The sequence below is a fragment of the Paenibacillus sp. JNUCC 34 genome (genome assembly GCF_058269055.1).
Map to the genome: position 1 here is coordinate 4,912,284 of NZ_CM177770.1, position 14,617 is coordinate 4,926,900.

Here is a 14,617-nt window from a genome sequence, read left to right on the forward strand (position 1 = left end):
TCATCGCAATCAGTAGTCCCAGTTCAACAAATCTTGAAGCTGCGATTCTAGTTGCTCTGCACATTCAGCTCTTTCGATATCTCAAACAAAACAATTTCAACTTTAAATATCTGATCTTCATAAGAGATATCGTATATGCCTTGATTTTCTTCTACCACTTTTTTAACGCTGCTTAACCCTATCCCATGTTTATGTTTATTCTGTTTGTTTGAGATGATATTGCCATGATGATTGGTAATAATTTTGTGGGCATAGGAATTTACCACTTTTAAAAAAAGGGACTCGTTCATGTAATGAATATACATATTGATATATGGATCAGAAGCAGTGTTAGCTTTACACGCTTCAATGGCATTATCCAGAACGTTCCCTAGAATAATGCTCATGGCTACACTGTCTAACTGTAAATTCGGCGGAATATTTATATCCAGATTAACGGGGATCTTCAATTGATGAGCGATCTTCTGTTTATAATTAATAATGGAGTCGATAATCATACAACCCGTGTTACAGCTGCCCACAGCATCATTGATGTTTCCTAGAAGATCATCCAGCTGCTTCATGCTGACTGTTTCATGTTCTGATCGGAGTTGGGAACGCAATCCTAACAGTATATTTTTGAAATCATGTTGAAACTTGCTCATTTCTTCTTGTCTGTTCTTTGAAATCAAATATTGATGAATATAATAAGCGTTTTGCTGTTCCAGAAGGCTGTTTTTGATCTGGGTGGATTGGATACGTAATATACGATCGCATAAAATCAAAACTAGTAAATTGATAAATAATAAACTACTAGAAATAACGGGAAACGTAGTAGGATATATTCGAAACAATGGGTTCATGGTTAGAAGATGAATTCCGATAATGCTGAATAGCGGGCATAGGAACAATATCATCCAATACCCTTTATTTAAATGACCGTCGCCAATAGATTGCGCCAGCCTTAATATAATTTGCATGATTAAAAAAATAAGTAGCTTTGAGAAGAACAAACTAAAGATATAATCCGTAGTATTTTGAACCTGAGCCATCACAGCTATGTCAGCAAGTACAATGACCACAATAATGAAAAAAGCCACGCCTATCTTCCATGCCGTACGGCCTTTATAAAGAAATCCTAATAATATGATGAACACGGCATTCATTAGTAAAATATATGTACCGGACAAAGAACTGAAGTGTAAGGCCAAACTGAGTACATAATATAAGCAATAAAATAAGAAAGTGTACACTCCATTGAAAATACAAACCCTAAAAACCTGCTTATTGAAATAATGAATAATTACAGGGATCGCAGCGAGTGTAAATCCATAGAATAGCTCCTCTATCCAAAAATTATCCAATTAAATTCCCCCTGAATGTTAAATAGCTTTTTTTAACAGAGGCAACATATCTTTCGCTGATCGGCAACTCCAAACCATTCAGTAATACAATCTTCATAGAAGTGATTTGTTTCACATGATAGAAATTGATGATATACGATTGGTGGGCTCGAATAAATTCATCACCAAATAACTTCTCATCTTCTTTATTCAAAGTACTGTAATATTCGATTTGCTCCGTGTTAGTATGCAAGATAATTTTTCGACCGTTACTTTCCAGATAAATAATATCTTTAAAAGGAATTAGGAACTCACTTCCTTTTTGCTGCAATGGTAATAACCGTCTTCTCTTGTCCCTGGACCTGCGTTTAATTTTCTGAATAGCGGATACTAGCTTTCGCTCAAAGAGGTCAGGCTGAATAGGTTTACTGATAAATCCTGACGGCTGAACATCAAAAAGCTGCATATGATACTTTTCATGGCTTGATATGTAAATGAGCTGAACCAAGTCATTATTCTCATCCGCTCTTAATATATGGCCAACGTCAACCCCATTAAGTCCTTTCATTTCAATATCCATCAACATGATTTCGTATGGGCAGCTCTGCGTTATTTCTTCTCTTAACTTTTCCCCCGAATAAAAAATATCTGTTTCAATTTCCTCGGCATACTTTTGTTGAAAGGAATCTAACAAATCTTCAATTTGTTCAGCCATTTGAAAGTCATCATCACAAATTGCAATGCGAATCATATAACCCTTCCTTTCCGCATTCCTGATCATCAAATATAAAGATATTCAGTTATAGTATAACTCAAATATCTTCTTCTTTTTTCAAAAATAACCCAACTATTGTATTTCAGTAAAAATTACAATTTTCGTCCCATTTTTTACATCAGACACTTCAGGTAACTAAAATAGTAGTACTATTCACTTAATCATATACGACAGTCCATTACAAAAAATAAGGAGCGACAACTCACTTGAGTACAACGATCTTTGAGGCCAAAGGATTAGGCAAGCAATACGGGAAGAGCTACGCTCTTCAGAATATCAATATGGTTGTAGAACAAGGTGATATTTATGGATTAATCGGAGAAAACGGTGCAGGTAAGACTACACTCATGCGGATAATTAGCGGGCTGATCTATCCTACTGAGGGGAGTATCGCTCTATTAGGTCAACACAAACCTAGTGATATTATTCAGGCTAGAAAACAACTGGGAATTCTGATCGAAAAACCTGCTTTATACCCGCATCTAAACGCCTTGGAGAATTTGACCTTTTATTGCAAAGTATATGGAATTGGCGATCTTTCGAGAATTCATGAAGTGTTGGAATGGGTTTCTTTATCGGATGTAGGAAATAAAAAAGCTTCAGAATATTCTTTAGGCATGCAGCAAAGATTAGGGCTTGCTATCGCATTGCTGAATCACCCGAAATTTCTTGTTTTAGATGAGCCTATTAATGGACTCGATCCTTCCGGAATTGTGGAAATAAGAAAAATATTGACTAGATTAGCACGTGAAAATGAAGTGACTATACTTATTTCCAGCCACATTTTAAGCGAACTTCAACTCATGGCAACAAAATTTGGATTTATACACAAGGGCCAACTGGTTAGAGAACTACCTCTGGAAGAGTTAAAGGAGTCGGCAAAGGCTCATTATTGTATCAAGACGGTTAACCCAGCTGCAGCAATGCAGATCATGCAACAAGAACTGAATATAACGAATATTACCCTATCTGAGACAGGGGAGGTATTCATTCCTAAAGATATGGTTGAATTAGAAGTTCTGTTGTCTATATTTTTGAAGCATGGGATACACATTGGAGCAATTAACCTGTCTGCTACTAGTCTTGAAAATTACTATATGAACCTGATAGGAGCCATGTAGGATGAGGAATTTATTAAAGGGCCAAACCTATTATATGATGCGGGATACCGCATTTATGGGAATTAGCCTCCTGTTCTTAATAGTTGGTATTCTGCTTCCTATTTGGATAGGGAATAAAACGAATTTTCAGCTTAATAACTGGATCGAACCGTTAACTCAGGTTACTCCCTTATCTTTATTTCTCTATTTTATAATTCCGATATACCTAAGCTTCTTCGTTACAGAAGGCTTCGAGCATGGTTCAATCAAGCATATCATTGCTTCGGGATACAGTAGATCAAAGTACATCACCGGAAAATTTATGTCTGCCATTCAGGCAATAACTTGGTGGGTCTTCCAATTCTTCGGAACTTTCTATGTTGTATATATTTTAGCTGCCTGGATCTCAGGTTCTAGTTCGGATCATCAAAATTCAAACAATAATTTAGTTACGGTAGTAAGTGCGATCGCGTTCAACATTCTATATTTAGCTGCGTATGCGGCCATCATTATGTTAGTTAGTGTACTTGCTAAGCGAACAGCACCTGCAGTAGTCGCCACCTTTATGATTATATTCGGTGATTTCTTGATAAGCGGTTATTTCAAGAATAGTTCTTCTAACGTTTTGCTTTGGCTATCTGAACATACGCTAACCACACAAATCATGAAATTTTCTGGCGTTTATGTAGTTAATTCCGAACATATTGTGCTTTCCGGGTTATCTGACTATTTGAATGCACTGGCAATTCCCTTGATCTGGATAGGCTTATGCTTGACCATAACTTACATTTTGTTTAGGAAGAAGGATATTCAATCATAGCTTTGGGAGCACAACAAAAGAAGCCATTCTCCCACATAACATGTTCGGAAAACAGCTTCTTGATTGGTGATTAAGCTTAGGCTTCGCCAGCCGGTGGCGTGAACGTGCGCTTGGCCAGTTCGGAATCGAGCATATAGAAGGCGTTGCTATCATTATCAATGCGGCGCAGCTTCTGAATGATGCTGTCGAAGGTTGCCTCTTCCTCTACTTGCTCATCAATGAACCACTTGAGGAAGTTAATCGTTGCATGCTCCCGCTCATCCCACGCGATATCGGACAATTCATAAATTCGCTTGGTTACCGTTTTCTCATGCTCGAAGGAATGCTCAAAGGCGTTCAGCAGTGAGCTGTATTCATTCTGAGGATTCTCCATACCGCTGACGATGGCACGTTTGCCCAAGGCGTTTATAAAATGGAAAATTCTCATCCCGTGATACTTCTCTTCTTCCGACTGCATGATGAAAAAGTTCGCAAATCCGTCAAAGCTCTCCGATGAACAATAGGCCGCCATGGCCAAGTACACCTGAGAAGAATAAAATTCATAATTCATTTGATCGTTCAACTTCGAAAGCAGCTTCTCACTTAACATCGGATCACTCTCCCTTAATAGCTTGTTTAGATGAAAGGTAATCTCATCCTGTTGTACAAGTTTACCACTAACGCGGCATTTCCGCACTGGCTACCCTGGTATCATTCTTTATCTTACACAGCTTGCTTCCTTCTATTCTCAATATCTAACTATAACTTATTAAGTAATGTGAGAGTCAATATGTATTTTTCATGTTCCCAGCACAAAAAGAACCGCCTCCCCATCGTTGAACATGGAAAAGACGGTCCACTTCATCTCTTTTGTTATTTTTTCTGCACCGTAATCGTCCACGATGCATCATCGATTTGCTCGAAGTTCGTAATCGTATGTCCGGCTTCAGCCGCCCAACGCGGAATGCTGTCCGTAGCTTGTGTGCAATCAAAGTCGATGACAAGTTCATCGCCGCTGTTCAGCGCCTGGATAGCCTCCTTCGCCTCGATTAACGGAAATGGACATACCATGCCGAGTACTGCTAATTTGGTCTTCATATCAAATTCCTCCTATGCGGTTTGCGTCTGATAGGCCTGCTTGCTTCTTGCCTTGGCGCGCGGCCTTACATATACGAAGTACGAAGCTGTCCATGTGCCCAAAATCATGAAAACAAGCGATACCCATCCCTGCCAAGTCATCATGGCCGTCATGACAAGACCGTTGCCGATCGAGCATCCTCCTGCCCAGCTGGCACCGAAGCCCATGAGTAGACCGCCGCTGAAGCTGGATATCGCTGTCTTCGCATCAGGTGCTCGGAAGCGGAATTCGCGGCTCCCTTTCGCTGCGAGGAATGATCCCGCAAAGATGCCCAGCACCAGGAATACACCCCAGTTGATATATTTGCTGCTATCCCCAGTCACGAGATATTGAAGCAAATTTGCAGACGGTGTTGTGATACCAAGACCAGACATCCGCCCTGTTGCCTCACTTAACGGCCAGGCGATAAGGGCAATCCCCCCGACAAGAGCCGCCGTGAAGAATGGATGCCAGCGCTTCTCGAACAAGAGGTGGTTAAGTCCTCGCCGCTTCGGAGGCATCGCTGGAATCACAACCTTGGGTTTACGCAATTGCTTGACGACAAGCCAGACCGTAATGACTGTAAGAATCGCAATAAAGGGCCATACCGATAGTCCAAAGGTAGCCGGAATCGAATTCGTCGGTGCCGAATATGGCTTCAGACTGTTGTTAGCACCTGACTTCATAATGGCACTCATCACAATATATCCGAACAAGGCAATCCAGCTGCCAATTAAGCCTTCCCCAGCACGATACCATGTTCCCGTCGCACAGCCCCCGGCGAGTATAATCCCGATACCGAATATGAACGATCCCACGATCGTGGCCAGCCATTGGAACGATCCGGCATTAAACTCAATCATCCCAAATTGAATGAGTGCAAATACCCCTATGCTTTGAACCGTAATCGCAATTAACAGCGCGTAGAACATCCGATTGTCCTTCGCCAGATACATATCCCGAAAGCCACCCGTCAGGCAGAACCGGCCGCGCTGCATGACGAAGCCCAGCAAGCTTCCGCATAACAAGCCTGTTAGGATCATTTGTGCCATAGTCTGTTCCCCCTCACTTATTCCAAGTAATACAATAGGAATTATAATGATAATGATTGTAACATATTCTATAGCAGAGTCAACATGAAAAATTACAAAAAAAAGCACCCTTACGGGTACCTTTCTTCCTCAAATATCCGACAGTTTCATGTCACTGGAATGCAGCAAACCGTATTTCGACTTGACTCGCAGTAATATTTTCAACCATATCGCCGAGAAAACGGTAATGAAAAATACATTCGACAGAGCATGGGCAAGATCGAAATAGAAACTCGCCACATAAGCGGATACAAATACTTTCCAGTTTAAATGATCATACAAGCCAATCAAGAACCATAGATTCATAATCCAGCCGAACAGAAATCCCCACGAAAAGCCGAATATATTTTTGCCCCATAGACTCTTCATAAACCATCTATTTCTCAATAATCCTGCTGTAAACCCGATCATGCCCCAGCAGAACATTTGCCATGGTGTCCACGGACCTTGACCAAGGAAAATATTTGATACAACTGCAGCAATGCTTCCCACGAGAAATCCAACCTCTGGCCCGAACACGAGAGCTGACATCATAATGACAAAAGAGGTTGGCTGTACACTTGGCAGCGGTGCAAACGGAACACGGCTCACTGCAGCGATAGCGCCAAGCATCGCGATGAGAAGGATTTCCTCCGCCTTCATCGTCTTCCGCTCAAAGCGAATGAAGAAGGGGAGCATCGCCAATCCAATCATCAGAAAGCTCAAAGGCATATAGTACTTGTCCATCCATAGCACAACCGCGAGTAAACCAACAGCTGCTGCTAAACTTCCGATGTAGAGCGCACGCTTCATTTTCCCCATTGTTTCCATACATCCTTCACCGTGATCGCTGCTGGCAAAATGTCTCCTACCGTACGATGAATGGTCGTCGTGTAGAAATAATTGTTCTGCAAAAATGATCGTGTCTCTTCTACGGCGACCATGGCCCCGTCGAACAACAGTCCGCATCTAGTTGCATAGGAAGCTGCGAACTCAATGTCGTGGCTGACCATCAAAATCGTTGTCCCCGCTTCACGGATCATTTCAAGCAATTCCGCCAATTTATGCTTGGACATAGGGTCCAGCCCCTTTGTCGGCTCATCGAGCAGTAGCAGTTCTGGCTCTGCCAACAACACAAGAATGAGCGCAACCTTCTGCTGCTGCCCCCCGCTTATGTCAAAAGGATGCTTATCCATAATATCTTCAATTTCAAATCTGACCACAAGCTCATTCATTCTTGCTCTACTGCTGTGCTCGCCCAGACGTTTGAGCCGATCAGCCAATTGTTCTCTTACGGTATCTCTTGTAAAGTAGAGCATCGGATTTTGCGCTACGTACCCGATCTTCAGGCTCCTATCGAGAGCGGAACCTCGAAGCAGGGACTTGCCCGCGTACAGGATATCCCCTCTTTGCGGTGCAAGCGCGCCCGCGATTTGCTGAAGAAGCGTGGACTTACCCGATCCATTGCCACCGAATAGAGCAAAGAACTCGCCTTTGTGAATCGATAATGACAGACGCTTCAAGATAAGAGGAGCATTCTTATCATAGGTGAAATAGAGCTCCCTGCATGTGAGCAGCGGTTCGGATTGTTGTCCCTCATTCCCTGGTGGCGTAGACACTGCTTCCTCTTTTGCATTTAAACGCTCCCTGTTAGCTTGAATCCATTTTCTTCCCTCTTTCACACTTACGGGAATGGCCCAGTTCTCCTCGGCATTCTCTACTTCCAGGTAGAGCTGGCTGATAGACGGAAGATACGGTATGAATGACGAATCACCCTCACTCCATATCTGCTTCATGACCGAATTTGGAGACCCGTAATATGCCACCTGTCCATGTCTGAGCATCACAAGCTTCGACGAAAGCGGTACAATCTCTTCAATCCGATGCTCACTGATTACAATCGTGATGGAGAACTCCTCATTAATACGGGACAGTAGCTGAATAAACTCTTTGGCCGCAATAGGATCAAGCTGTGCAGTGGGCTCATCCAGCAGCAGCACCTTTGGTCGCAGCGTCATGACCGAGGCGAGATTGACAAGCTGCTTCTGCCCGCCAGACAGTTCATGAATCGGAAGCTGAAGCCAGTCTTCCATGCCGAAAAATTGAACAAGCTCGCCTACCCTTCGCTGCATTTGGGCTGTTGAATAACCGAGATTCTCCATCGCGAAGGTCAACTCTTGCCAGACGGTGTTCATGACGATCTGATTATCCGGATCTTGAAACACCATTCCAATCTCTTCGATCGAGCTTCGCTCTTCCACCTGATCCAGAGGCAATCCTCGATAATAGATTTCGCCGCTTCGTATGCCCTCCGGCTGAATTTCCCGCTTCAATTGCCGAAGCAAGGTCGTCTTCCCTGATCCCGAAGAACCGCACAGCAATACGAACTCTCCTTCTTCAATCGTGACGGATATATTTTGTAGTGTACGATCTGGACAGTTCGGGTATTGAAAACTTACATTTTCGATCTGATAGTGCGCCATAACAGCTCTTCCTTTCCGTTCATGACGATCGGGATGAAGACAAAGATCAAGTAGCATATCAGATGCAACCATAGCTGTGGTGACCATTCCAGCGGCTGCAGCCGAGGATATACCTGGTACCGGTTGACGCCGAACAATCCTCCAATTACAATATTGGCGCCCGTCACAACCATAATCCAGGTTACAAGGATATCTCTTCGATCCATTTGGTACGATACGGCACTGGTTCTCTTCCCGATCCCATATCCCCGTGCCCGCATTGAACTGGCCGTTTGCAACGCCTCTTCCAATGACCAGCTGATTAACGTATGCAGTGTCTCCATCCCCTCACGCATGAGATGTCTTTTATTTGCTCTAGGATGCAAGTAACCAAGTACACGCTGGACTGTCATAATTTGCTTCAGTCGTCTTGTCAGCAGCGGTACAAAACGGAGGGTTACCGTAATAATAAAAGCGGTTCGCGGCGCTATTGGCGTTAAGAGGTATAATAATTTTTCGGGCGTTATAACGAGATTATAAGCAACAAACGCCATCAATATATTTAACAGCGACAGCGCGAATAATGCTCCATAGGTGATCGATTCTAATGTAATCGGCCGATCGAATACATATCCTAATATGGTGGCTCCACGGCTGGAGAATAAGGGATTAGACACGAAGATAATAATAGCGAGAATCAAGTAACCCTTTATTCCCTTTTTAAGCGCTCGTCCTCCATCCAAGGATAGATTCAGTGCAACGATACCGATTAACGTGAGAATCGAATATACCGGATGGGTATACATCATGCATGCCAACAATAGGACGGCAAAATAGGCAAAACATAATCGAGGATGTAAAGAAGAGAAACCATATATCATGTCAGCTCTTCCCATCCCATAATCCGTTATCTACGCCGGCACCCACATCTTTGCCTAAGTCTTCCGTGTACAGCCACTGAATATGATCACCGGGATGAATTGACCATACACCTGCACTCCGATTCGGAAATTTATTGTTAACGCTGTACATCCAGCCGCTTCCTGCACCTTTATCGAACTCATATAAATTATCAATGCCTTTGATGTATGCGCTGGCACCAGAGCCGCTATGATCCATTTGAATCTTCAAGGAACGTGTTGTTTTCTTCAAGATATCCAGCACTGTCTCCGAATCTCCGATGTCAACCTCCCTCGTGTCCAAAATCGTGCCGACATCCGGAGAGCCCACAATCGTAATTCGCACGGTATTGGACGAAGACGGCGCAACTTCCGGTTCAGGGGCAGGCGTGTTGTCAGTAGAAGGGCTCGCTACCTGTTTCCCGCTGTCCGGCTTTCCTTTCATCGCCGCAGTGTCCTTGTTCTTCACTGTGGACGAGGAAGAACTGGATGCTTTCGTGCCCTTCTCTGATGGGGGCACTTTTTTAGAAGTTTCATTTGATTTACCTGCAAGTGGCCGTTCACCGTCTGTACGCTCGGGAACCGTGCCAGACTCCGCGTCTACGGGATTCTTTCCTTTAGGAGATGAAGCTTCTTTCGTATCCTGGTCGGTTGATTTCTCCGCCTTGGAAGTCTCGCTGCCGGTCTTACTTGCAGTCTCCTCGTTCCCAGCCTCATTCTGACCGGATGGAGCGGCAGTTGGTTGCTCCGACTGCGCTTCAGACGTTGCCCCATTCGGCTTCGTCACCGTCGTATCGGTTGAGGAATCAGTCGAATCCCCGAACGTATCCTTTGTGTTATCCTCGAAGTTATCCTTGGACGTATCCAGCTCTGCAGTCTCTTGTACCGACGAGGCTGTATGTATCGCACCCATTGATTGTTCACTGTTCCCGCCATAAATCCATACTGTAGCTAGCACAATTGCCAGTACGGCGAATACTCCAAGCAAGTAGTTTTTTTTACGCCATAATAATGCTAACCAATTGGACATATCCTCACCTCAAAGCCTTACATAATTGTCGATGATGCATAGAATGTTTTTTGAACAACTTTTGAAATGGAAAGAAGGAGATTGCTCTCCTTCTCTCACAAATACTAATTATTGAATGTCGTACAGTCTGACGATGACCACCGCGGCCATTTCTCTTGTCACATGTTGCAGTGGTCTAAAGTATCCACCATCACCGGACATGAGTCCTGTTTGATAAGCATATTTGACGTAAGGCAATGCCCATGTGGACACTTGCTTTTGATCTTTCAGACCTGCAGAGGTATCTGTGTCCTTAGACAGGCCTTTCATTCGAACCAGAATTGTCGCCATCTCTTGTCTCGTAATGGCTTGATTTGGTGCAAACGTATTGGCTGTGACACCTGAAATCAATCCTTTTTCCTTCGCAGTGGCAACGTAACCTGCATACCAGGACTTGGAATCAACATCTTTGAACCCTGTGCTTGTACCTTTTGGCTCCAAGCCGGCGTATCTGACGATTAACGCTGCGAATTCGGCACGAGTCAGCTCACGCTTCGGCTCGAACTTGGCTGCCTCACCGCTCGTTCCTTGCATCAATCCGAGTTCGGTTGCCTTGTTGACCGCTTCCTTCGCCCAGGCAGCTATGGAAGCTTCATCTGCGTATGGATGTGCAGCCGTCTCTGGTTGCGAGGTACCTGTTGATTTCACATCTGTCATATCAAAAAGACTGCTGTGATTGTTCAACATGCGATCATAGGCTTCGAGCGCTAGCAGCGCTTGTTGTGTCGCCATATAATTGCTGGTTTCTCCGCGTCCATGAGCGAAGCCTCCGTCTTTATTGAGATACGTACGCAATGCTTTTAACAAATCGCCGTCTTGTTTCACGAATCTCTTATCTTCCAAACTGTTTCCAAGACTGGACAGGGCAATGATAACTTGCGAAATACTCTCACTCGTTTCGACACCCCAAGCCTTGAATCCACCGCCCGGAAGCTGCTGCGACGACAGCCATGTCAATGCCTTATCCGTTGCTGCCTTGACCTCTTTTCGATCCTGATATTTCGCCAAGGCCTGAAGCGCCATGGCCGTCATATCGATGTCACTTTCAGCGTTCGACTCTTTGCTGATCGGGAATCCGCCGTCTGGATTTTGCTGGTTGAGGATTTGTTTTACGAGTTTGTCTTTTGTCCAGAGCGCATCAGCAGGGATAGCTGACTTGCTTGCATCCAATGCTAACAAAGCAAATACCAGCCCATTTGTCCCTTGATTTTTCATACGCTCGTTGTTATAAATTTTCTCCAGGAAATTATAGCCCGCGATGTTGCTTGGGTCCTTGTCAATGGCCATTACCGCCAATGCCATGCGTTCGTAATCCGTAACCAACCGGAATTCGCCTTTTTTCTCTTTAACGAAGCTCTCCAGTACCGTGTAGTACACAGATGGCACTTGTTTGCCGGAACGAGCCAGCGCCAAAACATCCCAATCGTTAAAGTTGTCTTGAACGGAGAACTTACGGTTGTTTAATATCCATGCAGCGGAGCCGTTAATAAGGCTCTGGAGCTTGGCTGACTCTTCGATCTGCTTCGGAGGAATCGTATTTCCGCCCGCTGTTCCCGGAACTCCTGAAGTGCCAGGTTGTCCAGATTGTCCTGGTTGTTCTGGCTGACCTGGTTTTTCAGTACCGCCATCAAGGCCGCCGCTAATATCTTTACCCAGGTTCGTTGTATACTGCCAGCGGAGAGTATCGCCATTGTTCAATGTATAAAGACCGGCACTATAGTTCGGGAATGTGCCGTTGACGGAATACATCCATCCGCTTAGGGGGCCTTTATCGAACTCTCCCAGGCCGTCGATAGCTTGCACATAAAGAGAAGCCCCGGAGCCAGTATAGTCGATTGAGATCCCTCTTTGATCAGCTGCTCTTTTCAGTGCTGTAAAAGCATTATCCCCATCCTGAATTGCAACGCTTATTGGTGATATAATATCTCCTTCACCTATGGAGCGTTTTTCAGCAGACAATGTAATTGTTTTCGTAATCGGAGGAACTACACCGCCGCCATTGCCCGATCCATTGTCTCCTCCGGTTCCGCCACCATTGCCATTACCAGAACCGTTACCTCCTCCATTGCCAGAACCGTTATCTCCTCCGGTTGTTTCCTTCTCTTGTGTAGTATAGGCAATAAATTCAGTAAAGTGCGTAGTCTTAATGATTAGATCGCCATCATGGACATAAGCGTATACCTCGTCACTATGTGCCGACGAATCCTCATATTTCGGAATTTGTGTAAATGTCCCGCTTGCATCGATGAATCCAGCTTCTGCATGTCCTTGGCCCTTCAAGGTTAATGTCACATGCTGGTTGAAGCGGATATCCTGATCACCGCCTACTTTTACGCGCAGATCAATTCCCTTGATCTCTTTGTCTGCAGAGGACAAAACTTCATTTATCTTGTTAAGCAAAAGATCATTATTCGTATTCAAGCGATGCGGTAATTCAAGCTTGTTATCCCATGTTGAAATGACATTCGTATTCAGGTCAACTTCCAAATAAGTACTGTCTGTTTCCGATGTTACATGCGGCAGTTCGCTCTTTGGAAATGCAAGTGTAACTTTGCTTGAGGACAGCGGATCCTGATCCGACCCGACACTCACATTGGTTTCATTCTCGTCAATGACAATCGTTTGGTCATCGTTTGGATCCGGAATTTCATTTACACTTATGACAACTTCATTACTTGTCTTTTTCCCTGCTGTTGCTGTTGCCAGCGCTTGAATGGAAATATAGCCTGGAGCCGCTTGACCTTCGAAGACAAGCTTCGCTTGTTGATCCGTAAGCAGCGATATTGATTTTAAGTTCAGCCCAGTAGTCTCCGAAATCACAGACCAACTGTCAAGCTGTACTGCCTCGGATAAGAACGTATCGCCAACGAGCTGCACTTCAATCGAAGGATCTACAGTGCCTTGATCAATGGAAGATGCGGACGATATCACAGGCTGACGATCCGGTGGAAGACTCCCTTCGGCAATTCGCTTCCATACCGACTTTCCATGCTGAATATCAAGTAATCCGATAAGAGCCTGTTCAGTCGACATTCCGTTTTTATCGGTATCTTCTGCTTTCCATTTAAACGAGCCGTCATCCAATTGGAATCCTGCATACGCATCAACGACGGTATTCCCGTTCATCTGCCAAGCGGGCGACATCATGTCTTCGCCTACGGCAACCAGACCGGATACCGAAGTAGATAAGCTGTTCGAATTATCTCCAGAGCCCCAAGTGCCCGTAGAATTAAAACCACCATTCTCTAGCTGGCGATCCTTTAAGACATTCTTGGCCCGTTCAATGGCAGCATCAACTTCACTCTGCCCCTTGTATTGCCCCAGCGCAAGCAGCGCCATGCCTGTAATATCTGTATCGCTGTTTGCTCCTCCTGAAGCAGACAGACCAAAGCCGCCGTCTTCATACTGCGCTTTGAGCAGGTATTGCAGCGCTTTTTGCTTGGACTCAGCATTCCATGAGCCTACATTCTGTCCGAGCTTCTCTCCGGCATCCAGAGCAAGCATCGCCCAAATATGTTTATTTACACCGCCAATGCCGCCCGTCTCTTGATTTTGATGGGTAGCAAGTTCCGCCCACAGGTTTCGATCGGTTTCCCAAGCGTGAGCCGGGTCTTTTCCCATGGCGAGCAGTGCAAAAATATACCGCACATGATCAGTTAAATTTACGGCATCAGGTTTAAGTCTTGGTGCTTTCGTTTCCCAAGATGGCAGTTTCCACGTTCCATCTTGCAAATCCTGACCTGCGCCCCATAGGCCAACAAGCTGCCACCAGGAATCAATGGTGGCTGTAGGATCTTCCTCATAGTACTCTTTATAATAATTAACTGTACTTTCAATCATGCTGTCTAATTGTGTATTGCTTTGACCACTCGCCGCACTCACGACTTGTGGATTCAGTAGAGTAAGCAATAACACAACGCTTAATAGTGCAGATATACTTTGCTTCAACAATCTGTTCATAGGTGTCAACGTTCTCCTCATCGTCAAAATGGAAATAAAAAAAC

Annotated in this window: 12 protein-coding genes; 2 read left to right on the top strand and 10 right to left on the bottom strand. The window is 44.5% G+C overall.

From position 1 onward, the window contains the following. Positions 1–47 precede the first annotated feature (47 nt). Entirely contained in the window at positions 48–1,343 is a 1,296-nt protein-coding gene (locus tag AC2TF5_RS22990; protein ID WP_491299437.1) for a GHKL domain-containing protein, read from the bottom strand. Further along, complete coding sequence (locus AC2TF5_RS22995; protein ID WP_491299438.1) at positions 1,336–2,073, bottom strand: LytR/AlgR family response regulator transcription factor; 738 nt, start codon at positions 2,071–2,073, stop codon at positions 1,336–1,338. Before AC2TF5_RS22995 ends, AC2TF5_RS22990 begins: the two co-directional genes overlap by 8 nt. A 230-nt stretch (positions 2,074–2,303) precedes the next feature. On the opposite strand from AC2TF5_RS22995, the gene AC2TF5_RS23000 reads away from it, so the two are divergent. Then, a complete protein-coding gene (locus tag AC2TF5_RS23000) occupies positions 2,304–3,218 on the top strand; it encodes an ABC transporter ATP-binding protein (RefSeq protein ID WP_491299439.1) in 915 nt (304 codons plus the stop codon). A 1-nt stretch (position 3,219) separates the two neighbouring features. After that, on the top strand, positions 3,220–4,017 hold the full coding sequence (locus tag AC2TF5_RS23005; protein WP_491299440.1) for an ABC transporter permease: 798 nt from the start codon (positions 3,220–3,222) through the stop codon (positions 4,015–4,017). A gap of 76 nt (positions 4,018–4,093) precedes the next feature. On the opposite strand, the gene AC2TF5_RS23010 is transcribed toward AC2TF5_RS23005, so the two are convergent. The 8 genes from AC2TF5_RS23010 to AC2TF5_RS23045 form a co-directional block, all read right to left on the bottom strand. After that, positions 4,094–4,606, bottom strand: coding sequence for a ferritin (locus tag AC2TF5_RS23010; protein WP_241932234.1), 513 nt, complete (start codon positions 4,604–4,606; stop codon positions 4,094–4,096). A gap of 263 nt (positions 4,607–4,869) precedes the next feature. Further along, the gene (locus tag AC2TF5_RS23015; protein ID WP_241932233.1) at positions 4,870–5,094 is read right to left on the bottom strand and encodes a sulfurtransferase TusA family protein; all 225 of its coding nucleotides are present in this window, start codon (positions 5,092–5,094) and stop codon (positions 4,870–4,872) included. Positions 5,095–5,106: 12 nt separating this feature from the next. Next, complete coding sequence (locus AC2TF5_RS23020) at positions 5,107–6,165, bottom strand: YeeE/YedE thiosulfate transporter family protein (protein ID WP_491299441.1); 1,059 nt, start codon at positions 6,163–6,165, stop codon at positions 5,107–5,109. A 129-nt stretch (positions 6,166–6,294) separates the two neighbouring features. Next, positions 6,295–7,005: an ECF transporter S component gene (locus AC2TF5_RS23025; RefSeq protein WP_491299442.1), complete on the bottom strand. Its 711-nt coding sequence runs from the start codon at positions 7,003–7,005 to the stop codon at positions 6,295–6,297. Next, entirely contained in the window at positions 6,993–8,666 is a 1,674-nt protein-coding gene (locus AC2TF5_RS23030) for an ABC transporter ATP-binding protein (RefSeq protein WP_491299443.1), read from the bottom strand. Before AC2TF5_RS23030 ends, AC2TF5_RS23025 begins: the two co-directional genes overlap by 13 nt. Beyond that, positions 8,639–9,526: an energy-coupling factor transporter transmembrane component T gene (locus AC2TF5_RS23035; RefSeq protein ID WP_491299444.1), complete on the bottom strand. Its 888-nt coding sequence runs from the start codon at positions 9,524–9,526 to the stop codon at positions 8,639–8,641. Before AC2TF5_RS23035 ends, AC2TF5_RS23030 begins: the two co-directional genes overlap by 28 nt. A gap of 1 nt (position 9,527) precedes the next feature. Beyond that, positions 9,528–10,574: a DUF4430 domain-containing protein gene (locus AC2TF5_RS23040; protein ID WP_491299445.1), complete on the bottom strand. Its 1,047-nt coding sequence runs from the start codon at positions 10,572–10,574 to the stop codon at positions 9,528–9,530. A 108-nt stretch (positions 10,575–10,682) separates the two neighbouring features. After that, positions 10,683–14,573 carry an S-layer homology domain-containing protein gene (locus tag AC2TF5_RS23045; RefSeq protein WP_491299446.1) on the bottom strand — a complete coding sequence of 1,297 codons (3,891 nt, stop codon included), beginning with the start codon at positions 14,571–14,573 and terminating at the stop codon, positions 10,683–10,685. Between the last annotated feature and the right edge of the window lie 44 nt (positions 14,574–14,617).